The sequence below is a fragment of the Phycisphaeraceae bacterium genome (assembly GCA_019454185.1).
Classification (GTDB): Bacteria; Planctomycetota; Phycisphaerae; order Phycisphaerales; family UBA1924; genus JAHBWV01.
On sequence record CP075368.1, the window covers coordinates 3,744,084 to 3,768,494 of the forward strand.

Here is a 24,411-nt window from a genome sequence, read left to right on the forward strand (position 1 = left end):
CTGGGCGGAGTGTGCCAGACTGGGGGTTTGTGCACGGTGCCGCGTTCTCAGCAATCCATGTTCGCTACACGCACGACGACGCGTCTGTTGGACGCGCTGCGGGAGGGTGACAACCAGCCGGCGTGGGCGCAGATCGACTCGCGATACCGGCCGGTGATCGCTGGGTTGTCGCGTCGGCTGGGGCTGAGCGATGCGGACGCGGAGGAGGCGGCGCAGCGGACGCTCGCGGAGTTTGTGCGTGTGTACCGGGATGGGCGTTATGACCGGAGCAAGGGGCGGTTGAGTTCGTGGATCCTGGGGATCGCGCATCGGACCGCGCTGCGTGTGCGTCGGGAGGGGCGTCGGGCGGTTCATGCCGAGATGGATGCTGTCGAGGATCCGGGCGAAGAGGGTCACGACGAGGGGGCGTTGCGTTCGATCTGGACGGATGAGCGCGATCGGGCGATCCTGGCGCGGGCGTTCGATCTGCTGCGGGAGGATTCGGCGGTCGATCCGCGGACGATCTTGGCGTTCGAGCTGGTGGCGATGCGCGGGGTGCCGGCGGCCGAGGTTGCGGCGCAGTGCGCGATGTCCGTCGATCAGGTGTATGTGGCGAAGACGCGCATGACGAGGCGCCTGAAGTCGCTCGTTGAGGAGTTGACAGAGGCCTTTGAGGAGGATGTCTGAGTGGTTCCGGAGCGTGGAGGGTCGGCGGGTCGTTGCCCGAGCGCGGCGGAGATCGACCGCCTCGCTTCCGGCGATGATTCGGACGGGTCGATCCGGACGCACGTGGATGGGTGTGAGATCTGCCTGGAGCGGCTGCGTGCGGCGGAGGAGGACGCGTCGTTCATCCGCAGGGCCCGCGAGTTGTCTGAGCTTGATTCCGGTCCGGAGGGCGCGCCGCGGATCCGAGGGTATCGGATCCAGTCGGTGATCAGTTCGGGGTCGCAGGGAGTGGTGTACCGGGCGGTGCAGGAGGCGACGTCGCGCGTGGTTGCGATCAAGGCGTTGTCGACGGGCGGGGATGTATCGGCACGTCAGCGGCATCGGGCGGAGCGCGAGGCGGAGATCACGGCGCGATTGCGGCATCCCAATCTGGTAACGGTCTTTGAGTCGCGGGCTCTGGCGGACGGGCGGATCGCGGTGATCATGGAGTATGTGGACGGTGTGCCGCTGGATGCGTGGGCTCCGCCGGGCGACAGCGCGTCGGCGCGTCAGCGTGGGATGCTGGAGGTGTTTGTCGCGGTGTGCAACGGGATCCACAACGCGCACCTGAACGGCGTGATCCATCGCGACCTGAAGCCGGACAACATTCTGGTGACGCCCGAGGGGCGTGCGGTGGTGATCGACTTCGGCATCGCGCGTGCGGGGACGCTGCGTCTCACGCTGACGGGCGAGTTCGCGGGTACTCCGGCGTATGTGTCTCCGGAGCAGGCATCGGGAAAGTCCGACCAGATCGACGCGCTGACGGACGTGTACTCGCTGGGTGTGATCCTGTACCAACTGGTGTGCGGGGCGATGCCGTACGACGTCGGGGGATCGCTGTACGAGGTGATCCGGGCGGTGGAGACGGCGGAGCCGATCGAGCCGCGGCGGGTTGTGCCGTCATTGTCGCAGGATCTTGAGGCGATCATCCTGAAGGCGATGCGCAAGGACAAGGCCCTGAGGTATCAGTCGGCGGCGAGTCTTGCGAGGGATATCGAGCGATACCTTGCGGGGATCCCGGTTGATGCGCGGAGCGGTTCGGGGTGGTATCTGCTGCGGAAGGCGATCGTTGTGAACCGCTCGCGGATCGCGATGGCGGGGTTCCTGCTTCTGCTTGTTGCGGCGGCGGGGGCGGTGGTGGTGATCAGCACGGCGGGGGCTGCTGCTGCGGCGCGTCGGGCTCGTCTTGACCGGGAGATCGCGAGGCAGGAGCAGGTGCGTGCGCAGGCGGTGACGGAGTTGCTGCGAGAGGTGTTGCCGACGGACGATCCGACTCGGCCGGAGTTGGCGCAGGAACTGGGCGCGGGATTGGATCGGTTGTACACGCGTCTGGAGACGGGGTCGTTCGCGTCGGATCCGGACGTGGATCAGGCGTTGCGGCGGCTGTGGAGCCGCGTGTACACGGATATTTCCGGCGGTCGTGCGGTGGCGCAGGTGGCGTACGCGGAGGTGGCGTTGCGGACGGGGCTCGAGCGTCTGCGTGCGGAGCACGGGACGGTGCATCCGGAGATCGCGGAGACGTTGCACGAGTTGGGCGCGGTCTTGCTCTTGCGGAAGCGGTATGCCGAGGCGGAGCGGGCGGTGCGTGACGCGATCGAGATGCGAACGCGCCTGATGCAAGCGGGGAACGAGTTGGCGCGTGCGGGGGTGGAGCTGTCCCGGTCGCTGCACGCGAGCGTGCTGATGGCGATGCATCAGGAGTCGGAGGCGGAGACCGAGGCGCGTGTTGCCCTTGAGGGCCTTCGCGGGATCGAGAGCGACGAGGCGCGTGTTGCGGCGGCGCGGATGGCATCGCTGATTGCGCGAGCGCGCCTCATGGCGGGCGCGCCGGCGGAGGCCGAGCCGCTGCTGCGGGAGGCGCTGAAGCTGCGGATGCGCGTGCTTGTGCCCGCATCGCCGGATGTGGTTGCCACACTCGGGGAGGCGGCTGCGCTCCTGGAGCGTGCGCCTGAGTGCGATCTGGCTCGTGACTTTGCGATGGCGTGGGGTGTGCCGACATCGCGGGTTGCGGAGGCGATCAGAGCGGATCTGCCCGTCCTTGAGTCGTCGCGGACGGTAAGGAAGGGTGAGAGCGGGCCGAAGGGTCGAGCGGCGGCGTTCGGGCGGCTTGCGGCTCTGCACCAGCGGCTGCTTGGTGAGCGTGATCCGTCGGTCGCGCAGGTGTACATGCTGCGGATGCGAGCGGCGGAGGCGGAAGGGTTGAAGTCCGAGATGATCGATTCGGCTCTGCTGGCGGCGGATGTGCTGTCGTCTCTGTATGGCCAGGACCATCGCTCGCTGCTGCCTTGCTATGAGACGGCTTCCGTCGAGTTGGCGCGTGCGGGACGAACGGCAGAGGCGGTTGAGTTGGCACGGGCGGTTGTGCGGATCCGGTCGATGCTCCCGCCCGAGGCGCGGGACGCGCTGCTCCTCGGGAACAGCCGGCGGTATCTCGCGTGGTTTCTCGGGCTGCACGGCGCACACGAGGAGGCGGTTCGTGAGGGGCTGGAAGCGAGGGCGTTGCTGTCGGATGTGCTCGGGCCTGAGCACCACATCATCGCGACGGTTGATGCCTTTATGGCGATCTCGCTCGTACAGATGAGCGGGTCGGCGGTGTCGGTCGGCTTTCCGTTCGACGATCCGTTGGCGGAAGCGGACGCGCGGTCTGCCGGTGCGATGCGGATCGCGTTGTCGTCGGCCTCGATGCCGTTCGATCAGGTGATGGCAACCAAGATCGCCAGGGCGCACGTGCTGTGCGCGACCGATCGCGCGGCAGAGGCGGCGCAGTTGGTCAGAGAGGGGTGGAACAACGCCATTGACGTAGACCTGGCGTACACGTATCGGGATCTTCACTTTCGGGATGCGATCGCGGCGTTCGACGCGGCAGGAGATGCGGCGGCCGCTGAGGATTTCAGGCGTCGGCTTGCGCGAGGCGTGCCGCGTCGGGGTGAGTGAAGCGAGACGGGCCGGCGTGGCGTTGTGCCGGGTGCCGGCCCGCGTCCCAGCGGGGGTGGAGAGACGAGATCGACAGCGGCGGATCAGAGCCGACGGCGGCGCAGCGCGATGAGTCCGCCGACACCGACGAGCGCGGCGGCTCCGGGTGCGGGAATGACTGTGATGCGTGCGCTGAAGATGAGACCGCTGACGGAGACGCCGATGTCGCGCTGGTAGAAGTAGAGATAGTTCAGTCCCGGATTGACGAAGGAGGTGATGTTCTGGAAGTGGAAGGTAGAGGAGACGAAGGTGCCGCCGTCGTAGCCGGTGGACATGCCGTTGATGTAGAGCCCTGCCTGGTTGCCGCCGCCGTAGAAGGGGTGATCCCCGAGATAGTCATCGACGGCGAACTCGAGTGCGAGCGTCGCGTTCGTGATGCTGGAGAGGGAGATGTTGAAGGGGACGGCGTAGAGGCATGAGCCGGGGGCGCCCCATCCGACGCCGGGTGTGCCGTCGGGGTTGGTGAAGAAGCCGTCGAAGTTGATCCAGCGTGCGAGGGGATCGCTGATTCCGGGCGTCCAGGCCCACACGGGGTTGATAACGGAGGCGGAGGGACCGGATGCCGCGCCGGCGAAGTCGCCCGCCGTGAAGGGTGATGCGCTGATGGCGGCACCGGGCGGGTTGTTGGGGAGGAAGGTGACGATGTCGTCCTGCTGCCCGGCGAGTCCGGGGAGTCCGCCGACCTGCCCGCTGCGGAGGTTGATGATCTGCGGCGCGGCGGATGCGGCTCCGGCGAGTGCCGCGAGCGCGAGAGAGGCGGCGATCGGCTTCGAGCGATCAAGGATGCTGGTTGTGCGATGCATGGTTTCGTCTCCTGTGTGTGTTGAGGTCGAGGGTTGGTGTGGGGACTGCGGAGCTTGCGAGCACATGAGTTGCCGCCACGGGGCTCGATCTTGCACGACGCGGGAGGAATTTTGGATGTCGATATGGGCGGCACGCGCGCGGAATGGGCGCGCGTCCCGATGGGCGTCGCGTCGGCGGGAGGGGATGGGGGCTTTCAGGGTGTGTGGCGCGACGGTTTCAGTGGGCGAGCATGTCGGCGGGGACGGATTGCCATGAGCCGTCGGGCGCACGCCACTTCAGGGAGAGGGCCGCACCGCCGGTGCGATTGAACCAGTCGATCGTGATGCGGTGGTAGCCGGCTTCGAGGGGTGCGCTGGCGCGGACCTCGCGGGCCGCGTGGAGGCCGTCGTTGTCGATGACGAGGTTGTCGTCGATCAAGAGGCGCGAGCCATCGTCGGAGGTGAGGGCGAAGTGGTACATCCCGGTCGCGGGGACGCTGATGACGCCGGTGTAACGGCGTGCGACATGCTCCGGCGGCGGATTCTCGGGGGGGAGCGCGACGGTGGGTGAGATGGTCTCGGATTCGGGGGCGAGAGAGAGGAAGTCGGCGCAGCGCTGGAAGTCGCCGGAGAAGGTCTGGACCTTCAGCCCGGGATCCGGGGCGCGGACGAAGAGGGTCGCGCCCCAGGGCTCGACGCGCGTGAGGGAGCGGGTGGCAAGATCGGAGACGCGTCGGTCGCCGACGAAGACGGCGGCGGAGATGGTGGCGGATTCGGTGAGCGTGATCGGGCCGGATGGAACGGGAGAGGTCGCCGATGGGGCGGAACCGTCGAGCGTGTAACGGATGGTTGCGCCGGGCGCGGTGTTGAGCGTCGGCGAGGTGAGCGTGATGGTGGTTGATGCGACAAAGTTCTCGCTGTCGGCGTTGATGGTGACCGGGTGGTAGATCACGGGTTCTCCATCGAAGACGAGTTTGATGACAGTGGCATCGGGGTCGGGCGTGAGTGTGGAGGAGGATGGGAGGGTGATGTCGAGTCCGCCGGAGGCGAGCGAGGCGCGGAGCGTCGAACTCCGGCGGCCGAGGATCTGTGCATCGCGCGGTGCGGAGCCGATCCCATCGACGAAGAGGCGGCCGTCGGTCGGCCAGTCGAAGACGTGGAGGTAGAGGGTTGTGCGCTTTCCGTCGCGTTTGATCGTGCAGCGGCCCCAGGGCGTTGAGGGGAGGATACTGGCGCCGGTGCCGTGGATGGCTTCGCCATTGACCTCCATCCAGCGGCCGATGTGCGCGAGGCGATCGGCCTCGGAGGGCTCGATCCGACCGTTGGCCATGGGGCCGATGTTGAGGAGGAAGTTGCCGCCCTTGCTGGCGACATCGATGAGCGTGCGGACGAGCATCTGGCCGGACTTTGGATTGGTGTCGGCTTTGTTGTGCCCCCAGTGGGTGTGGATGGTCATGCAGGTCTCCCAGTCGACACCGGGGAGGCCCTGGGCGGGGACTTCCTGCTCGGGTGTGCCGAAGTCGCCGACGGCATCGTCGCTCTGGCTGAAACCGGCCATGCCGCTGCGGTGGACATCGACGCGGTTGTTGATGATGACATCGGGCTGGAGCGAGCGGCAGAGGTTGTAGAGGGCGACGCCGCGTTCGTGGGTCCACGTGGACTCCCACTCGCCGTCGAACCACATGACGCCGATGGGTCCGTAGTTGGTGAGGAGTTCGGTGACTTGTGCGTTGAGATAGGCATTGAAGCGGTCGTAGTCCGCGCCGGCGGTGGGGCGGTCGGTCTCCCATGTGCGACGAGGGAGGTAGTCCGGGTGGTGCCAATCCATGATGGAGTGGTACCAGCAGATCATGAGGCCGTGCTTGCGGCAGGCGTCGGCCATCTCCTTCATGATGTCGCGCTTGAAGGGCGTCGACATGACGTCGAAGTCGGAGACTTGGGAGTTGAAGAGGGCGAAGCCGTCGTGGTGCTTGGTGGTGATGACGATGTACTTCATGCCGGCGTCCTTCGCGGCGAGCACGATGGCGTCGGCGTCGAAGTCAACGGGGTTGAACTGCGAGGCGAAGGTGTCGTAGGTTTCCAGGGGGATCTGGGCGGTGGTGCGGATCCACTCGCCGTAGGTGTTGACGCCGTTCCATTCACCGGCTGGTATGGAATAAAGCCCCCAGTGGATGAAGAGGCCGAAGCGTGCATCGCGCCACCACTCCATGCGCGGGTCGTCGCGGAGGGCGGGGTCGTTGAGGCGTGAGGAGGCGTTGTCCACGCGGTGATCGTTGGCCGCGCACGCGGCGAGGAGGGCGAGGGGGATGCAGGCGAGGAGGGGGAGGAGGCGATGGTGCATGGGGGTGAGTGTACAGGAATGCGTGTGAATGTGGTGGGTGCGGCAGGGGGCACCTGTTGCGAGCGGAACGGAAGACGCGGTGCAAGGGGCGATGCCCCCTGCAACCCCCGAAAGCCGGAAGAGCTCGAGTTGTGTCGCCTCCGGCGACAAGGGAATAAGGAAGCGCGGCGCCGCGCAAGTCCGACTCATCTCTGCATTGAGAATGCAACACCCCGAGCTTGCGAGCATTTTGCGCCATGTGTTCCAAGTGTTTCCATTGTGGAGACTTGCGCGATCTGATGGCTCATGCCATGCTCGGTCCCACTGGTGGAGCTGCCAGACAGGAGACCGAGCATGGACAACGCGAGTTGGAGGGTGTTGGCGGCGAGCGTGCGGAAGCTGGATCGGAGCCCGCGTGGCGGTCGCTTCACCTTCACCGATGCGGACATCGTGCTGACCTTTCTCTGGGCCGTCTTGCACCGACGACCCACCTCCTGGGCGTGCCGACGCGATGCATGGCCGTTGTGGCGGCGTGGTCGATTGCCCTCGCCAAGCAGGATGAGCCGGCGGCTGAGAACCACCAGCGTCCAGGCGTTACTTGCCGCGGCGGAGGCGGAGAATCTGGTCTCTGCATCGGGAGCGTTGGTGCTGGCTCTTGACGGCAAGGCCCTGCGCGTCGCCTCGCACTCCGGAGACCGGACCGCGACCTTCGGCGCATGGGGACTGCGCGGCTACAAGCTCCATGCGATCTGCGATCTCGCGGGCTCGATCGTCTCCTGGCGTCTCACGCCCATGCACTGCCATGAAGCAGTGATGGCCAAGCGGATGATGCGAGACATGGAGTTGAACGGGTATGTGCTGGCCGACTCGAACTACGACAGCGTGAAGCTCTATGAACTCTGCGCGTGCAAGGGCGGACAACTGGTGGTTCCGCGGAAGGACTGCCGCGTGGGTCGCGGCGTGCGGCGGTCCGGAACGCATCCGGACCGCCGTCGAGCCATCGACATGCTGGAGCAGAGCATGACGGGCTTCGGCAGGGGCCTGCTGTCACTCCGGCGCGTGATCGAGCGTGTGTTTGCACGCCTGGAAATGACCCACCATGTGGGGCTTATCCCGCCGCACGTGCGCGGCATCGAGCGGGTCCGTCGATGGATCCAAGCCATCATCATCCTTGATCGACACACACAGGCAATGAAGCGATGACGCAAAAAGCTCTTGCGCTCGGGGCTCCCTTTTGGGTGAGCGTGGATTCATCGGTTCTCTTTGATCGCCTCGACGATGCGCTCGGCGACGCGGACGTTGATGGAGCCCGCGCTCGCGTCGATGGTGGGGCGGCGGCCGTCGCGGACCGCGCCCAGGAACTCCCGGATCTCCATGACGATCGGCTCGCCATCGTCGATCGCGAGGTTCTCGACGTTGACCAGTTCGTGCCACTTGAGCATGGTGAGGTCCGAGCCGTTGCGGATCTGCTCACGCACTTCGTTCATCTGGATCTCGTTGGCCAGACGCCGAATGATGACGCCGTTCTTGTTTCCGTAGTCGATCTTGATGTAGGCGTCCTCGCCGGTGATGCGTGTGACGCGCTCGGTCTTGAGGGCCAGGCGGCTGCCGGTGATGTTGGCGACGCAGTTGCCGCTGGGCCGGCGCCAGACGAGACGGGCGTTGCAGATGTCCTCATGCTCTGTGATGACCGCGACGCCGGAGGCCTGGATCTCGTCGGGTTCCTGGCCACCCATGAGCATGAGGACGACGTCGAGGTCGTGGATCATCATGTCCATGACGACGCCGACGTCGACGGAGCGGAAGGACATGGGGCTGACGCGGTGGACCTCGATGAAGCGGGGCGTGATCTGGCTGGCTTCGGCGGTCGCCCGCTGCATGGCCCGCATGATGGGGTTGAAGCGCTCGATATGGCCGACCATGAGGCATGCGCCGGCGGACTCGGCAAGGTCCTTGAGCGCGTTGGCGGTTTTCGCGTCAGCGGCGAGAGGCTTCTCGATGAGGCAGGCGACGCGGTTCTTCAGGAAGGGCTCGGCGGACTTGTAGTGCGCGGTTGTGGGGACGGCGATGGAAACGGCGTCGACGCCGGCATCGAGGAGGGCCTGTTCGGTTGGGAAGGCGCGGCAGTTGAATTTCTTGGCGATCTCCGCCGCACGGTCGGGGCTGGAATCGACGACGCCGACGAGTTGGCACCCTGGCTCGGTCGCGTAGACGCGTGCGTGGTGCTGGCCCATGCGACCGACGCCGACGGCTCCGCAACGCAGCGTCCGGCCGTTCGTTCCTACGGATGAGGCGTTCGTCCCGTTGGTCGAATCGGGCATCACGGATCTTTCGTGCGCATCGGCGCGGAGCGTAGTGCGGGTGGAGGGGCGGCCCTTGCCGGCCTGGCTCGTGGCGATCCGGTGTGATCAGCCGGCGGCGCGCTCGAGTGCCTGGGCGAGACGGGCCTTGTCCGTCAGGCCGACGAACTTCTCGACGGGTTGGCCATCCTTGAAGATGATGACGGTGGGGATGGCCTGGATGCCGTAGCGGACACCGACGGCGCGGTTGTTGTCGGTGTCGATCTTGCCGATCTTTGCCTTCTCGCCGAGTTCGTCGGCGAGCTGATCGATGAACGGAGCGAGCATCTTGCAGGGCATGCACCACTCGGCCCAGAAGTCTACAAGAACGGGGACCTTGGACTGGAGAACTTCCTGATCGAAGTTGTCGTCGGTGAACGTCTTGGTGTTTGCGCCTGCCATGATTTCGGTCCTTGCATCTCGCGCCCCGGCACGCAAACAGGCGGACCCGGACGCGTCATTCACTTGGATGGCGAAGCATAGGCGAACGTGACATTGTTCGGGATGGAAATGGACGGAGGGTGGTCGGCGCGTTTGGGGGGAGCGTTTGGTCAGGAATTGGGCTGGGCGAGGTGCCGGGCAACGCGGAGGGCTTGTGCGTGTGCCGCCACGTCGTGGACGCGGAAGAGGCGTGCCCCGGCGTGGAAGTGCGCGATGGAGCAGGCGAGCGTGGCCGGGAGTCGTTGATCGAGCGGGAGCGGGGGCTCTGCTGCGAACGCGCCGACGAAACTTTTGCGGCTGAGGGCGGAGAGGATGGGGCGTCCGAGCGTGAGAAGTTCCTGGGTTCTGCGGATGAGCATCGCGTTCTGCTCGACGGTCTTGCCGAAGCCGAGCCCGGGGTCGAGGACGATGCGTTCCGGATCGACGCCGGCTTCGACCGCTTGTTGCATAAGGGCGTGCAGGGCGAGTCGGACGTGCTCGACGGCGTCGCCTTGGATGGGTGCTTCTGAGGGTGCGTAGGACGTGGAGTATCTGTCCTGATCCGGCGCGAGGGCGCGGTGCATGAGGATGAGCCCGGCCCCGCTTGAAGCGGCGATGGAGAGGATGGCGGGGTCTTCTGTCGCGCCTGAGACATCGTTGATGATCTGTGCGCCCGCATCGAGGGCGGCGCGTGCGACCTCGGCGAGCGTGGTGTCGATGCTGATGGGGATGGTGCCGAGGATGCCCCCTTCGGCCCTGATCGCCTTGATCGCGGGGACGACGCGGGCGATCTGTTCTTGTGCGCTGACGCGACCGGCGCCGGGGCGTGTGGATTCACCCCCGATGTCGAGCGCGTCCGCTCCGGCGAGGGCCGCGTGGTGTGCGGCACGGACGGCGTCGGCGGGCGTGTGGAGGAGTCCGCCGTCGTAGAAGGAATCGGGCGTGAGGTTGAGGATGGCGATGAGGCGTGGGTGGGTGAGGGAGATGGCGAGGCCCGAAGAGAGCGGCCAGGTATCCGGGGGGGTGGACGTTCGTTCCGGCATGTGTGCGAGAGCGTATGCGTCGCCATGCGCGGTTCGGGCGTATCTTCTCTGCATGCTGACGCTGGTGGTCATCCATGGTCCGGACAAGGGGCGCCGGTTCGAGTTGCCGGGGAATGTCCCGCAGCTGATCGGGCGATCCAGCGAGGCCCTTCCCATCTCGGACACGACGGTCTCTCGGCGGCACGCGGAGCTGACGCCCGATCGCGGGACGTGGTGGATCCGCGATCTTGACTCGCACAACGGGACGCTCGTGAACGGGGCGCGGATCGAGGAGCGCCGGCGGCTCTCCGAGGGGGATCAGATCCGCGTCGGTGAGACGGTCTTCAGGGTGGGTGATCGTCTGACGCGGGAGCACGCGGACGCCGTGCGCCTCATGCTGCCCCATGAGATGGACGCGAGCGTGCAGCGGACGCTCGAATCGAGCGAGGACTCGATGATCCTTCCCTCGGAGGATCCATCGGCGGCGGCTCGCGAGCATCTGCGCCTGATCTATCGCCTGACCTCGTTGACGACGCAGATCACGGATCGTCTGAAGCTGCTCGAGTCGGTGATGGATCTTGCGTTCTCGGAGCTTCGGCCCGAGCGCGGGTTCATCATGCTGAAGGATGACGACGCCGAGGGGACGTTGCGCCCCCTGGTGGTGAGGCACCGGACCGCGCCGGGGCGGGGGGAGGATCCGCGGATCCAGGTGAGCCGCACGATCCTGCAGCACTGTGTGCGCCGGGGTGAGGGGCTCTTAACGAGCAACGCGATGGCGGACCCGAGATTCAGCGGCGTGCCCGGGGGGGCAGGGGGCGGGGACAGCATCCAGCGTTTCCATATTCGGTCCGCGCTCTGCTCGCCGATCAGGTTCAAGGATCGGACGTTCGGGGCGGTGTATCTGGACTCGTCCGCCGCGGCGGGCACGTTCACGCCGGCGCACCTCGCGCTGCTGAACGCGATCGCGCTGCACACGGGGCTGGCGCTTGCGCACCTTGAGTCGTACCAGCAGCGTCTGCACACGGAGCGTCTCGCGGCGATGGGGGAGACGATGGCGACGCTGTCGCACTCGATCAAGAACATCATGCAGGGGATGCGGGGCGGGGCGGATGTGGTGGAGATGGGGCTGAAGAAGGACGACCTGAAGATCGCGAAGGGTGGATGGACGATCCTCCGCAGGAACATCGACAGGATCGGGCGGCTGACGCTGAACATGCTGACGTACAGCAAGCAGCGGATGCTGGAGATCGAACTGACGCCGCTCGGGGCCGTGATCGAGGACTGCGCGATGCTGCTTGAGGGCCAGTGCAAGCAGCGTCGGATCGGGATGATGCTGGATCTGGACCAGGAGATGCCGCCGCTGCACATCGATCCGCACCTGATGCATCAGGCGATTCTGAATCTGGTGACGAACGCGGTCGAGGCGGTGGTGGATGGGACGGGGATCGTGACGATCCGCACGACGTACCGTCAGCCGGACGCGGGCGCGCCGGGGCTCGGTCCTTCGACGGAGATCCTGGTAATGGACAACGGGCCGGGGATTTCGACGGATCGGCTGCAGTGGATCTTCGAGCCGTTCAACTCGGGCAAGGGGTCACGCGGCACCGGGCTGGGGCTGGCCGTGACCAAGCGGATCGTCGAGGAGCACGGCGGGCGCATCACCGTTGAGTCCGAGCCGGGGAAGGGCACCACGTTTCGGATCTATCTTCCGAACGATCCGAACAAGGCGTTCGATCCCGCGGCGACGACCGAGACGGGGCCGATCGTGGATGACCTGCTGAGGAAACTGTGAGCGTCTGGCCGCTGCGAATCAGGCCATTTCGATCAGGATGAACTCTGCGCCGGCATCGCCTGCGGTGATGGCCACCTCGGTCTCATCGCCGATGAAGACGCCGTCGCCTTCGGACAGATCGTGTCCGTTGAGGGTGATGCTGCCCTTGGCGAGGTGGAGGAAGGCGTGGCGGTCTGGATGGAGCGGGTGTGCCGCGGCTTTGCCCGCGCTCAGGCGCGATGCGTAGAAGAAGGCGTCCTGGTGGATGAGTGTCGGAGCGCCTGAGCCGTCGGGGCCGGCGAGGAGCGCGAGGCGATCGCGCAGGTCGGCATCCTTGAACTCGCGGTCCTCGTAGGAAGGTCGGATGTTCTTGCGGTCGGGCGTGATCCAGATCTGCAGAAGACGGAGCGGATCGGTCGGCGAGGGGTTGAACTCTGAGTGTCGGATGCCGCTGCCCGCGCTCATCCGCTGGATCCACCCCGGCGCGAGCGACTTGGCGTTGCCGGTCGAGTCCTTGTGAGCGAGTTGCCCGTCGAGGACGTAGGTGATGATCTCCATGTTGTCGTGGGGGTGCTCGCTGAAGCCCATGCCGGGGCGGACGCGATCGTCGTTGACGACGAGGAGCGAGCGGAAGCCGTCGGCGTATGGCACATCGTTCGAGAGGATCGAGCGTCCGAAGGAGAAGGTGTGGCGACCGTCGAGCCAGCCGATGCGAGTCATGGCCCTGTCATCCGCTTTGCGAACAGTGATCATCTGAAGCTCCTTCTGGTGGTCTGGACGGGCTCGCCCGTGCCATTGCTTGTTCCAACAGATAATACGATGCCGGCGGGTCGCGGATGGTGACGGCGTCACGGGACTGGTGCGAGCCCGCGCAGAGCGGGCGTGGCGGGCTGGGGGGCGAACGCCGCGAGGCCTGCGGGGTATGGATGCGAAGGGGCAAAAATGACACCCCGCCGCTGGAGGTCTCAGAGTTGCGGCGGGGCGTCTGGGAGGTCTCGGGATGTCTCAGCGCCCGGTCCCGGGCTCGGGTACGGGCCGGACCGGCTGGTCCTGCCCGGAGCGAGATGAAGAGCGGGCAACCGATCACACTATCTGATGCCGCTGATCGGATTGCGTTTCGCAGTCCCCGCGGCTTTCCACTGTGGGTGCCGGTTCGTGTCCGTGTGTCACACGTTGACCGGCCCCGCACATTCCACTACGCGAGAGAGAGTTCGATCGTCCGCATCGCTTGGTTTCAGAATGCTCGGACCGGACACATCTCTTCTGGGTTTCTATACGCAGCCGGCGCGTGTGAGTTCTGGCGTTTCGAGGCGCGGATGCGCCTCGGTTCTGGGACTGTTGGTGCGTTGGGTGGATTCTCACAAGGTCGGGGTCGGGGCCCGCTTCACGGCTCAGAGCGAGCGCGGCGGATCTTGGCGAGCAGGACGAGGAGTTGTCCGAGATCGCGCTGCGAGACGTGGCCGAGCTGTTCCTTGTGGGCCCGGAGCACCGGCTTATCCAGTGCGGCGAGGATGTCGAGTCCCGCTCGTGTGATCTTCACGCGTGTGATGCGGCGGTCGTTTCCATCGCGGGCGCGTCTGACCAAGCCCTGGTCCTCCAGGCGATCGATCAGGCGTGTGACATCGGGAACGGGCGTGACCATGTGCTCGCCGATCTCCGAGCATGTGCGGGTGCCGTCTTCGGCGATTGCCCCGCGGAGGATCCTGAGCACGTTGTATGTGGCTTCGGAGAGCCCGTGGGGCTTGAGAAGCCGCTGGAAGTCGGCGGAGAGGATGCCCGAGGTGCGCTGGAGGGCGATGTACGCCTCCTGGGAGATGCTGGCGAACGGCGACTTCTTGTGGAGTTCGCGTTGCAGCGAGGCACGCGCATCGACGGCGGCGCGGCCGCGGGAGTTCTTGGCGGGGCGTGTTCCGCGACCGCGGGCATTGGTTGTTGCTTTCTTGCGTGATCGGCTGGGCATTGTCGCGCCCTCCGGGACGCGGAGGATGGTAGGGTTCGAATCCATCCCGAATGCCCTCGGAACGGGTCGCCATGGCGGGACGGGCGTGCCTTCAATAGGTCGAGGGCTCGCCCGCGACAGAGGCGGGGGACCCGCAACGGAGTTCCACATGTCCATCCGATCTCGTGCGTTGTCACTGGTCGTCCTGTGTGCCGGGCTCTGGGGCGGTTCCGGGGGTGCGGCCGCGCAGGGTGCGGAGCCGGCTTCTGACATCGTGCAGGAACTCTCGCGCCAGTCGTGGATGATCTCGCCGGCGGTGCATTCGGATCTTGCGCTGGAGTTCCTGCGTGGCGTGCCGAATCTGCCGGTGCCCGAGCCCAGGACGCTGTGGCGCAGCCGCGAGAGGCGCGTGGCGTACACCGCTGCGCAGTATGAGTCGCTGGATGAGCAGGAGCGGGCGGATCTTTCGGCCCGGGAGTTTCCGCCGGCGTTTACCTATATGACGGCGTACGGGTCGCCGCTGGTATATGCGAGGGTGCTGGATGTGGCGTCGGCGCACGGTGTGAAGTCGTTGAGCGGGAAGCGCGTGCTGGACTTCGGGTATGGCTCGATCGGTCAGATACGGCTGATGGCGCTGATGGGGGCGGATGCGCACGGTGTGGACGTCGAGGTCGCGCTCGCGGCTTTGTATGGGCACGAGGGTGACACGGGGCGGCTCGGTCCGGGCAAGGTCTCGCTGCACCACGGGCGGTGGCCGGCCGAGCCCGCGATCGTCGAGGCGATCGGAGGCGGGTACGACCTGATCACGAGCAAGAACACGCTGAAGGCGGGATACATCCACCCCGCGCGCGAGGTGGATCCCGCGCAGCTCGTGCACCTCGGCGTGGATGATGCGGCGTTCTTGAAGAGCGTTCACGATGCACTGAAGCCGGGCGGGCTGTTTGTCATCTACAACATCTGCCCGCCGCAGAATCCCGCGCCGGGCACAGCGGGTGCGACGGGCGATACCGCGTACATCCCGTGGGCGGACGGGTGGAGCCCGTTCACGAAGGAGCAGTTTGCCTCTGCGGGGCTTGAGGTGCTCGCCTTCGATGAGCGTGATGAAGCGGTGCTGCACCCGATTTTCCTCGCACTCGGGTATGACGAGGGAAAGGGGCTCGAGGGGCTTCAGAAGTCGATTTTCGTGTGGTACACCGTCGCCAAGAGGCCCGAGAATCCGTCCGAAGCGGGGCGGGAGTGATCGGACGTGAAGCCGGGAATGGGGTGGGGGATGTCCGAGGGCGTTCTCGTGGAGAAGGGCGGGATTCCGCGGTTTGGCGGCGCATCGGGGCCGTTGTGCTGTAAGATTGGGTAGATGAATGCGGGCTCTGAGAGGGGCTCCGGCGGGCCTCAGGGTCGCCGGAAGGTTCGGTGTGTTCTCTGGACTGCCAGGGGCGCGATGCCACCTTCGGAGTTGGACGTCGAACTCGGGAAGAAGGGGATCGAGTGGCGTGCCGCGGACGATGCGCACGGCGCGATGGCTCTGCTGGTTTCGTGGGCGAAACCCGCGGAGGAGCAGGGTGTCGTTCGCGTGCTGATTCTGGTGGAGCCCTCCGGGCTTGGGAACGGGTCCGATGGTGTTCGGGCTCTGCTCGATGCCGCGGATCTGTATGCGCCGGATGCGGCGAGGTGGGTTTATGTCCGCGGCGCGAACCCCGCGTTGCGTGCGCTCGTTGAAAGCGATGTGAAAGGCGCGGCTTCGCAGGGAACACGGTTTGGTGAGCCATCTCGTCCGGCACGTGGATCGGGTGCCGGAGCGCGGATCGGTACGCCGCGGCCTGAGGCAAGGCCCCTGCCGCTGCGGATCGCGCCGGGATCGATCGGCGACACGCCGGTTGTTCGGCCAGGAACCCCGGTACCCGACGGGCTGGATGAGCAGATGGAGGATGAGATCGTCTCCGGTTCGCACCTGACTGATGAAGAGCTGGCGATGCTTCTCTCCGATGATCCGCTGGATGAGGACGACCGTCCTCGGCGCGGTTCAGGGGGTGGGCGGCCATGATGGGTGGCACTCACGAGAACGGCGCGGATGGCGCATCGCGAGTGATCCTGGTCGGTCGGACCGGGCTGGATCAGTCCTTGCGATCGCGACCCGAGGTCGAGCTGCTCCGCGTGAAGTCGACGCTGGAGGCGATCGGCGAGCTGGCGATGCCGATCGATGAGCTGTCGCCAACGCGGACGGCGATCGTGGTCGGTGCGGATGCGATCTCCGATGAGCGAGCGGCATCTGAGTTTGCGAGGGCAGCGAGGTCGGTCGCGCCGGGTGTTGTGCTGATCTCTTCGGGCGATCGGGCGGGGGCCGAGTTTGATGGCGGGGCCTCGACGGATGAGGACGTGGTCCGGATGCTGCGATTCGGCTCGGGCAAGCGGGTTGCACCGGTGGCGCGAGGCGGGAGCGAGGATCGTGCGTCCTTCGCACAGCGCGACGCGGGCAAGCCCGGGGGCGTGGAATCGCTGATTGCTTCGATTCTGAATGGCGGGCCGGAGCGGATGCAGTCAGAGAACCGGCGTGACAGATCGGTTGCGATGCAGGGGCCGCGTGGGCAGCCGGTGCAGGGTCCGCACGATGTTCGCATGGTTGAATGCCTGCTTCGGGGGCAGGACGTGCTCGAAGTGGGGCTCGAGTTGCTGAGGAACCGGCTCGGGACGAGCACGCTCTCGTTCATCCCCGTGTCGGCCGCGACGAACGGCGGCGCGGAAGCGCCCGGCGGTGCTGCTCCGGTTGCGTATGGGCGAGCACTCATGGGGTTCCTGGTTGCGCCCGGCATCGAGACCGATGCGCTGAGCCCGCACGCTGCGTGGCTGGCGACGTGGCTTCGGCTGCGGGATCAGCAATCGGAGCTGCGTCACGCGGCGTTCACCGATCCGACTTCCGGCGCATGGAACCGGCGTTACTTCGATCGCTTCCTGGCGTCGGCGATCGAGGACTGCCGCGCGTCGAGGCGCACACTGACGCTGATGGTCTTTGATATCGACGACTTCAAGCAGTACAACGACAACCACGGGCACGGCGCGGGGGACGAGATCCTCTCGGAGATCGTGCGACTGATGAAGAGCGTGGTGAGGCCGACCGACCGAGTTTGTCGGATCGGCGGCGACGAGTTCGGCGTGATCTTCCACGAGCCGGAGGGGCCTCGGGAGGCGAACAGCCGGCATCCGGACTCGGTGTGCAAGATCGCGCAGCGATTCCAGCAGCAGGTGGGGCGTCACCGCTTCCCGAAGCTTGGTTCTCAGGCGCCGGGTTCGCTCTCGATTTCGGGCGGATTGGCGACGTTCCCGTGGGACGGCTCGACGGCCGAGCAGTTGCTCGAGCGCGCCGATGCCCGCGCCCTTGAGAGCAAGCGCACGGGGAAGAACGCGCTGACGCTCGGTCCGAGCGCGATCCGGCGCGAGGAGTGAGTGTTCAGCGATCGAGTTCCGCGGCGACGATGTTCAGCGAGCCGAGGATCGCGGGCACGTCGGCGAGCTGGTGCCCCTCGGTGAGCTTGGCCATGATCGCGTAGTTGATGAAGGAGGGTGGGCGGGTCTTGACGCGCCAGGGGCGCGGGCCGCCGTCGGAGACGATGAAGTAGCCGAGTTCGCCGTTGGCGGTCTCGTGTGCGCCGTAGCACTCGGCGACGGGGGGCTGCCAGCCGCGGTTGGTCATGATGAGCTCGAAGTGCTGGATCAGGCCCTCGATGGAGCCGTAGACCTCGGACTTCTTGGGCTTGACCATCTTGGAGTCTGCGAAGGTATCGATCGGTCCCTGCGGGATGTTGTCGATGAGCTGCTCGATGATCGACATGGACTGCTTCACTTCCTCGCAGCGGACCTGGTAGCGTGCGAAGACGTCGCCGTCGGTGCTGATGGGGACCTTGAACTTGACGGCCTCGGCACCCTGGCCGTCCCAGTTGTCGGCGTAGCAGAGGTATGGAGCATCCTTGCGGAGGTCGCGCCGGATGCCGGTGGAGCGGGCCAGCGGCCCGGTGATCGACCAGGCGTTGGCCTCTTCCATGGTCATCTTGCCGATGCCGACGGTGCGATCGAGGAAGATGCGGTTGCGGTTGAGGAGGTTCTCGATGTCCCTGATGGCGACGGAGAGGTCGTTCCTGAGGAAGTTCTTGACCATCCGCTTGAAGGTCTCTTCATCGGGAAGGTCTTTCATCAGGCCGCCGACGCGGGTCCAGTCGGGGTGGAAGCGCTGGCCGGAGATGTAGTCGACGATGTCGTAGATGGTCTCGCGCGGGTTGAAGCCGTAGAGGAAGCCGGTGAACGCGCCCATGTCGAGTGCCGCGGCACCGATGCAGAGTAGGTGGTCCTGGATGCGGCCCATCTCTGCCATGATCGTCCGCAGCACCTTGCAGCGGGGCGTGATGTCGATGCCGAAGAGTTTCTCGACGCAGTGGTGCCAGCAGATGTCGTTGGACACCGGCGAGAGGTAGTTCATGCGGCTGACGATGGTGACGTACTGGTTGTAGTCCATCACCTCGGCGAGCTTCTCAAAGCCGGAGTGGAGGTAGCCGATGTGGGGCGTGCAGCGTGCGACGCGCTCGCCGTCCAGCTCGAGGACGAGGCGGAGGGTCGTGTGCGTCGCGGGGTGCTGGGGGCCGAAGTTGAGGACCCAGCGGTCGCCGGTGTCCACGTGCTCGGCCAGGTAGCCGGTGGACTCGACATCAACGCCGAAGGTCTCGTCGGGGCGAAGGGTGTAGGACAAGGGGCGAACTCCTGAGCCGGCACGGTCGACCGGGCCGCAAGTATAGGAAGGGCTGTTCCTGAGGCGGCTTTCCACGAAAGACCTTGGAGCCGCCGGATCAGTCTGCTACGCTGCGTTGCGGGGACGAGACTCGGACCAGACATCGGAGGCCAGTGCCATGCGACCTTCTCTTGCTACAGGACGGGCTTTCGGACGGGCGTTGGGCCGGCCTTGCTGCCTGGCTCTCGGCCTCTGCGCCGCCTTCGCGGCATCCTCCGTGGCCGGCCCGCTGGTGCTCTCCGGCACGGGGCGCACGATCGATGTGTGGCCCCATCTCCCGGGCGGGGACCAGTACCCCTTCGTCGGGCTCGAGTGGGAAGTAGAAGCGCAGCTTGCGTTCGAGTTCCACTACGACAGCGATACGCCGCCGACGACACTGACGGATACCTTCGCGCGGTATGTCTTCCCGGGCGGCGGCTCGACATTCGCCATCGATGGGCGCGTGGTGGAGGCCTCATTGCTGGAGATCGTGGTCTGGCATGACGCCGGTAACCACATATCGGTGGACTTCATGATGCACAGCACGGTGCACCAGATGTACGCGAGCATCGGCTTGATCGGCATCGGCCTGCCTCCGCTCGTCGTTCCCAGTTCGCTCGACTCGTTCTCGTTTCCTGTAGAGTTGGGGGCGAACTCGTACCTGAATGACTATCTGCTGCCGATTCTCATGGGACGAGCGGACACGATCGTCATCACGCCCGCTCCGGGCTCATTCGTCGCGATCGGTTTCGGCGTACTCGCGGTGAACCGGCGTAGACGCTGATCGCTCAGGGGCACTGCCGGGAACGTTGATCCCGGCGGCCACCCCCAACGACGGCCGTCAGAACTCAGTACGCTTGCGCCATGCGAATCTGCCTCGTCAGCCGCGAGATGGCCCCGTTCTGGGGCGCGGGGATCGGGACCTATGTCTCGTCTATGGCTCGCGCGTGGGTGCAGGCGGGGCACGAGGTTCACGTGCTCGGGGTGAACGACCCCGAGGCCCTCTCAAAGGGGGCAAGACTCTTTCCGGGCGTTCGGTTCCACGATGTTGATCCGTTGGCGGAGTCGGACGATCGCGTGCTCTGGCGGTCGGATGTGGCGAAGCGGTCTCAGCAGGTGAGGCGTGCGTTGATTCGATTGCATGCCGCCCACCGGTTCGATTTCATCGAGTTTCCGGAGTACTTCGCCGAAGGGGCATTCTCGATCCGGGGTGCGCGTTCCTTGGGCGAGTTGGCGGGCGCGACGCTGGGCGTGCGATTGCACTCGCCGGATCGGCTCTGTCGCGAGCTCAATGCGGACCCTCTGCTCGGGTTCAATCGGCTGCTGACGGATCGGCTTGAGATGGAGTCGGTGGCGCACGCCGACGCGGTTGTCTCCCCAACGTCGGCGTTGCTCGAATGGTGCCGCACCGAACTGCGAGCCATGGGCCTTTCGATGCACGGGCCGAGCGGCGTTGTGCCGTACCCGTTTGATGCGTCGGAGTTCGCGGGCGCGAGAGCGGGCTGGTCGGACCCGGCCTCGGGTCGCGCGGGTCACCGCGTGCCGGAGATCCTGTACTTCGGGCGGCTGGAGCGTCGCAAGGGCGTTGATCTGCTGGTCGATGCGTTCAACGGGCTGATCGGGCGCGGCATGGATTGCACGCTGCGAATGATCGGCGGCGATACCAGGACCGGTCCCGGCGGGGGATCGATGCGGGAGCATCTGGTGCTGCGGCTTGCGGACGAGGCGCGCGATCGCGTGATCTTTGAGGATCGGCTGCCTCGTGATCAGATCGTCGGGGCTGTGCTGGCTGCGTCGGCATCGGGCGGCGTCTGCTGCTTCCCTTCGCGATGGGAGAACTTTCCGAATGTGCTCCTCGAAGCGATGTCCCTGGGCGCGCCGGTGGTGTGCGCGGATTCGAGCGGGATGTCCGAGATCGTGCAGCACGGACACTCGGGGTTGTTGTTTCGATCGGGTGACGTGCCGGCTCTCGCGGACGCCCTGTTTCTGACGCTCGCAGACAGATCGCTGCGCGAACGCATGGCGTCGAACGCGCCGGCCCAGATCCGGGCGCTCTGCGATGCGGCTTCCATCGCGGCACAGGCGTCTTCCATAGCGGATCAGGGGCGATCGCATCGGGCTTCGCGTGCGCTTCCCAGCATCGAGGCCGATGGCGCCCCGTTGCAGGAGATTGTGCTGAGTGCGCCAGGGGCCTGGCGTGAGATCGAGCGGGCCGCACGGCGCACAGACGCCTCGGCGATCCTCGTGCGGAGCGTTGATGCGAGTGTCGATCCGCGGCTCGTATCCGCATCGGCGCGGATCCTGGCGGCCGAGCCGGATGTGGCCGTTGTGTCGGCGTTCGTGCATGGCCACTCGCCTCGTGAATCGTGGGTGCCGCTGGGGCTGGATCCTGGCGGGCTCGCAGCACTCGATCTCTCTGGGATCGGGGCCGGGGCAGTCATCCGCACCGAGGCGTTGCGTGCAGCGATCCTCCGGATCGAGGAGGGGCTGAGCGCGCTCGGCCCGGGGGCGGGTGTCGAGGGGCTCTCGTGGGTCATCGCGGCGGGGTTGGCATCGCTCGCGTGGAAGGGCGTGGTCATCCCGGAGCCGTGGGTGGGTGTGCGGGGTATGCAGCACCCTTATGCGATCGTCCCCCAGCAGCATCGCACGCGGGTCGTCGTGGCGTCGATGCTGGAGCATGCTGGTTCGACGGGTCACGACGCGACGCGGCTGCTGGCGAGCGTGTTGGGCAGCTTCGCCGGGAGTGGATGAAACGGGCGGCGGAGAAAGAACAACCGCCCGGCCGTGTGGCCGAGCGGTTGTGGTTGCGTCCGCTATGGGACTATGGACCGGATCGATCCGGCCGTTCGCTGGTATCAGCGGCGACGGCGGGCGGCGAGACCGGCGAGGCCGAGGAGGGCCAGAGAGCCGGGAGCCGGGATCGGGGTGTAGTTGATGGTGATGCGACCGCTGTTGACGATCGCGTCCTGAACGGAGACGCCGCCGTCGTCAAACGTCTCGAAGACGGTGACGAAGAGGTTGCCCGTGGTGAGAACGAAGGGACCACCACCCCAAGCGCCGGGGAGCGAGCCGAAGTTGCCGGAGCCGATGAAGTTGCCGCCGGAGCCGAGCGTGGAGGGAGCGTGATCAAAGAACGCGCCGACGGGGCCGTCGTTCAGCGAGAGAACGAGCTCGGAGCGCCAAGAGCCGTTCATGGTGGTGAAGTTGATCTCGTAAGAGGCCGAGTCGATGGTTGAGCCGGCAGGGAGCGGGATGGTGACGCCGCTGTTGTTGGGGTGGCCGTACCCAGCGAAAGAGCGCCAGCCGGTGATGTCAACGACGAGCACATCGGCCGAAGCCGCGAGTGCCATACCTGAAGCCGCAAGAATCGCAAGAGTCTTCTTCATGTCTTTGCCTCCCGATCCATCCCCGAGCGTGTGGGGAAATGTGGATCGAAACTACGCCCCGCAAGTACGACACCGCACGGCTCGCAGGGCACGAGCACGACGGCAAACGGAACGCTCGATGGAGGGGAGGGTGTGCCGAGCTCTCCAACTCGGCACCAGACTTGTCTCTCTCCAGACTTGTCTCTCTCACCTGCACCAAAGCGAGTGGTACGAACCACCAAGAGTGTTTATACCTGACACGCCCACGACGATCAATGCTGACCAAACCAAATCTTCAGGATTTTCAAGTTGATACGTCCGAAATCGTTGCAAAACAGCAGTTTATACGGACCTTGCGGGCAAAATTGGTCCCATAACATGTCAGAGATTCAACAAGTATGGTCTTTGCATGGTATTTCCGCGGCGTCCAGCTGCCGGCGTCTTTGGCAGGTGCGTCCACACGCGCCCAGAGGGAGAACTAGTCCCGGTTCATCGAGCGGATCAGGTGTGCGAGGAGCCGGGTTCCCCACCCGGTCGGGCCGTCGATGTACATCCCGGCGTTCTTCTCGGCGACATGGACGCCCGCGATGTCGAGGTGGCACCAGGGGACATCCTTTTGCACGAAGTTCGCCAGGAACGCCGCACCCTGGGTCGCATGGGCCTTGCGATTCGGGTTGCTGTTCAGGATGTCGGCAACCGGCGACTTCATCATGTCGCGATAGTCCGCGTGCGCGTACGGGAGACGCCAGACCAGTTCGCCCGAACCGGCGGCGGCACACTCCACAGCCCCGCGAAGCTGGTCGTTGTCGCAGAAGAGCCCCGCGTATGTGGAGCCGAGGGCGGTGATGACGCCGCCCGTGAGCGTGGCCAGATCGATGATCGCCCTCGGCTTCTCGACTTCGCACGCCCAGATCAGGGCATCTGCCAGCACGAGGCGTCCCTCGGCATCGGTGTTGGTGACTTCGACCGTGACGCCGTTGCGGTAGCGGATGACATCGTCGGGGCGATAGGCCTCATCGCTGATGGAGTTCTCAGCCGCGGCGAGCAGCGCGACGACGGGAAAGTCCGGCTTGATGACGGTGGCGATCGCGTGCATTGCGCCGAGAACGGCGCAGCCGCCATCCTTGTCGCGTTTCATGCCGACCATCATGTTGTTGATCTTCAGCGAGAGCCCGCCGGTGTCGTAAGTGATGGTCTTTCCGACGAGAACCAGCGGCTTTGCGGCACGGGCCTTCGCGCTCTTGGGTGTGTACTCGAGGCGGATCAGGCAGGGCTTGTTCTCTGACGCCTTGCCGACGTTGATCAGGCCTGTCATGCGCTCGGATTCGAGCTCGTCTCCTTCGACGATGCGGGCCTTGAGGCCGGTTGCGCGTGCGAGCTTTCGCGCCTGGGCCGCCATCCACGAGGGTGTCGCGATGTTGGGGGGGGTCTGGCTCAACGTGCGAGCGAGGTTCACTCCCTGTGCGATCTGGAGCCCGGTTTTCATTCCCGAGGTCATGGCGCGATCGTCGGAGCGGATCGCGAGATCGGTGCGCTCGGCTTTGGGCGTGGCGGATCCCCGGAACTCATCGCAGGACCAGGAGAGAAGGCCGATCGCCTCGCCGATCGCCTCGCCTGCGATCGCGGCGTCGATGCCCGCCTGGGCAGCGGGCCCGGAGAATGCGAGCGTTGCGGCGTCGTCCTTGGAGGCGGCCAGGCGTCTGCCGACGGCGGCGGCGGCGTCCCTGAGCGTCTGCGGCGTGCAGGCCGATTTCTCACCAAGACCGACGATCATCACGCGTGAGCGGGGGTTGATCCAGGCCTCGACGATCCGTCCGACATCGCCCGTTGCTTCCTTTCGTTTCAGCGCGCCGGCGACACCCGCCTGCGGCGCGGCACGCTTCGAGAGCCGGTCGAGACCCTGGCCCTTGAAGTGACCGACGACGACGACGCCCTTGCCTTTTTCTGACACGGTCACGCTGTTGAACACTGGTGGACTCCTTGCGCCAAGGTATGGCGATGGGTTTTTCTCATGGGTCGTGCGGCGTTTGGATCGTTGCACGAGGA

19 protein-coding genes are annotated in these 24,411 nt (G+C 65.9%); 9 read left to right on the forward strand and 10 right to left on the reverse strand.

Translation table 11 applies throughout. The features are described from left to right. The first annotated feature begins 57 nt into the window (after positions 1-57). Together KF838_15660 and KF838_15665 are read left to right on the forward strand one after the other, a co-directional pair. Entirely contained in the window at positions 58-666 is a 609-nt protein-coding gene (locus tag KF838_15660) for a hypothetical protein (GenBank protein QYK48214.1), read from the forward strand. Beyond that, entirely contained in the window at positions 667-3,618 is a 2,952-nt protein-coding gene (locus KF838_15665; GenBank protein ID QYK48215.1) for a protein kinase, read from the forward strand. Positions 3,619-3,701: 83 nt separating this feature from the next. On the opposite strand, the gene KF838_15670 is transcribed toward KF838_15665, so the two are convergent. Both KF838_15670 and KF838_15675 read right to left on the reverse strand, forming a co-directional pair. Then, entirely contained in the window at positions 3,702-4,460 is a 759-nt protein-coding gene (locus tag KF838_15670; GenBank protein ID QYK48216.1) for a hypothetical protein, read from the reverse strand. Between the two features lie 217 nt (positions 4,461-4,677). Beyond that, positions 4,678-6,780, reverse strand: coding sequence for an alpha-L-fucosidase (locus KF838_15675; protein ID QYK48217.1), 2,103 nt, complete (start codon positions 6,778-6,780; stop codon positions 4,678-4,680). A gap of 333 nt (positions 6,781-7,113) precedes the next feature. Here KF838_15675 and KF838_15680 point away from each other — a divergent pair, with 333 nt between their 5' ends. After that, on the forward strand, positions 7,114-7,962 hold the full coding sequence (locus KF838_15680; protein ID QYK48218.1) for a transposase: 849 nt from the start codon (positions 7,114-7,116) through the stop codon (positions 7,960-7,962). Between the two features lie 47 nt (positions 7,963-8,009). On the opposite strand, the gene KF838_15685 is transcribed toward KF838_15680, so the two are convergent. The 3 genes from KF838_15685 to folP all read right to left on the reverse strand — a co-directional run bounded on the left by KF838_15685 (position 8,010) and on the right by folP (position 10,561). Next, the gene (locus tag KF838_15685; protein QYK48219.1) at positions 8,010-9,080 is read right to left on the reverse strand and encodes a Gfo/Idh/MocA family oxidoreductase; all 1,071 of its coding nucleotides are present in this window, start codon (positions 9,078-9,080) and stop codon (positions 8,010-8,012) included. A gap of 87 nt (positions 9,081-9,167) precedes the next feature. Beyond that, positions 9,168-9,500: a thioredoxin gene (gene trxA / locus KF838_15690; GenBank protein QYK48220.1), complete on the reverse strand. Its 333-nt coding sequence runs from the start codon at positions 9,498-9,500 to the stop codon at positions 9,168-9,170. A gap of 149 nt (positions 9,501-9,649) precedes the next feature. Next, complete coding sequence (gene folP / locus KF838_15695) at positions 9,650-10,561, reverse strand: dihydropteroate synthase (GenBank protein QYK48221.1); 912 nt, start codon at positions 10,559-10,561, stop codon at positions 9,650-9,652. A 52-nt stretch (positions 10,562-10,613) separates the two neighbouring features. Here folP and KF838_15700 point away from each other — a divergent pair, with 52 nt between their 5' ends. Further along, positions 10,614-12,332, forward strand: a complete 1,719-nt coding sequence (locus tag KF838_15700; GenBank protein ID QYK48222.1) for an FHA domain-containing protein — start codon at positions 10,614-10,616, stop codon at positions 12,330-12,332. 18 nt (positions 12,333-12,350) lie between these two features. Here the strand turns inward: KF838_15700 and KF838_15705 are convergent, their stop codons facing one another. Both KF838_15705 and KF838_15710 read right to left on the reverse strand, forming a co-directional pair. Next, on the reverse strand, positions 12,351-13,064 hold the full coding sequence (locus KF838_15705) for a pirin family protein (GenBank protein QYK48223.1): 714 nt from the start codon (positions 13,062-13,064) through the stop codon (positions 12,351-12,353). A gap of 631 nt (positions 13,065-13,695) precedes the next feature. Further along, positions 13,696-14,271, reverse strand: coding sequence for a MarR family transcriptional regulator (locus KF838_15710; GenBank protein QYK48224.1), 576 nt, complete (start codon positions 14,269-14,271; stop codon positions 13,696-13,698). Positions 14,272-14,419: 148 nt separating this feature from the next. Here KF838_15710 and KF838_15715 point away from each other — a divergent pair, with 148 nt between their 5' ends. The 3 genes from KF838_15715 to KF838_15725 all read left to right on the forward strand — a co-directional run bounded on the left by KF838_15715 (position 14,420) and on the right by KF838_15725 (position 17,688). Further along, positions 14,420-15,490, forward strand: a complete 1,071-nt coding sequence (locus KF838_15715) for a hypothetical protein (GenBank protein ID QYK48225.1) — start codon at positions 14,420-14,422, stop codon at positions 15,488-15,490. 114 nt (positions 15,491-15,604) lie between these two features. Then, on the forward strand, positions 15,605-16,291 hold the full coding sequence (locus KF838_15720; protein ID QYK48226.1) for a hypothetical protein: 687 nt from the start codon (positions 15,605-15,607) through the stop codon (positions 16,289-16,291). After that, positions 16,288-17,688: a GGDEF domain-containing protein gene (locus tag KF838_15725; GenBank protein QYK48227.1), complete on the forward strand. Its 1,401-nt coding sequence runs from the start codon at positions 16,288-16,290 to the stop codon at positions 17,686-17,688. The genes KF838_15720 and KF838_15725 overlap by 4 nt, the downstream gene beginning before the upstream one ends. Positions 17,689-17,692: 4 nt before the next feature. On the opposite strand, the gene KF838_15730 is transcribed toward KF838_15725, so the two are convergent. Then, on the reverse strand, positions 17,693-18,922 hold the full coding sequence (locus KF838_15730; protein QYK49846.1) for an NADH-quinone oxidoreductase subunit D: 1,230 nt from the start codon (positions 18,920-18,922) through the stop codon (positions 17,693-17,695). A gap of 217 nt (positions 18,923-19,139) precedes the next feature. Here KF838_15730 and KF838_15735 point away from each other — a divergent pair, with 217 nt between their 5' ends. Continuing rightward, positions 19,140-19,784, forward strand: coding sequence for a hypothetical protein (locus KF838_15735; GenBank protein QYK48228.1), 645 nt, complete (start codon positions 19,140-19,142; stop codon positions 19,782-19,784). 80 nt (positions 19,785-19,864) lie between these two features. Next, positions 19,865-21,751 carry a glycosyltransferase family 4 protein gene (locus KF838_15740; GenBank protein ID QYK48229.1) on the forward strand — a complete coding sequence of 629 codons (1,887 nt, stop codon included), beginning with the start codon at positions 19,865-19,867 and terminating at the stop codon, positions 21,749-21,751. Positions 21,752-21,855: 104 nt separating this feature from the next. Here the strand turns inward: KF838_15740 and KF838_15745 are convergent, their stop codons facing one another. Further along, positions 21,856-22,386, reverse strand: a complete 531-nt coding sequence (locus KF838_15745) for a hypothetical protein (GenBank protein ID QYK48230.1) — start codon at positions 22,384-22,386, stop codon at positions 21,856-21,858. A 457-nt stretch (positions 22,387-22,843) separates the two neighbouring features. Further along, positions 22,844-24,334, reverse strand: coding sequence for a leucyl aminopeptidase family protein (locus KF838_15750; protein ID QYK48231.1), 1,491 nt, complete (start codon positions 24,332-24,334; stop codon positions 22,844-22,846). Positions 24,335-24,411: the final 77 nt, after the last annotated feature.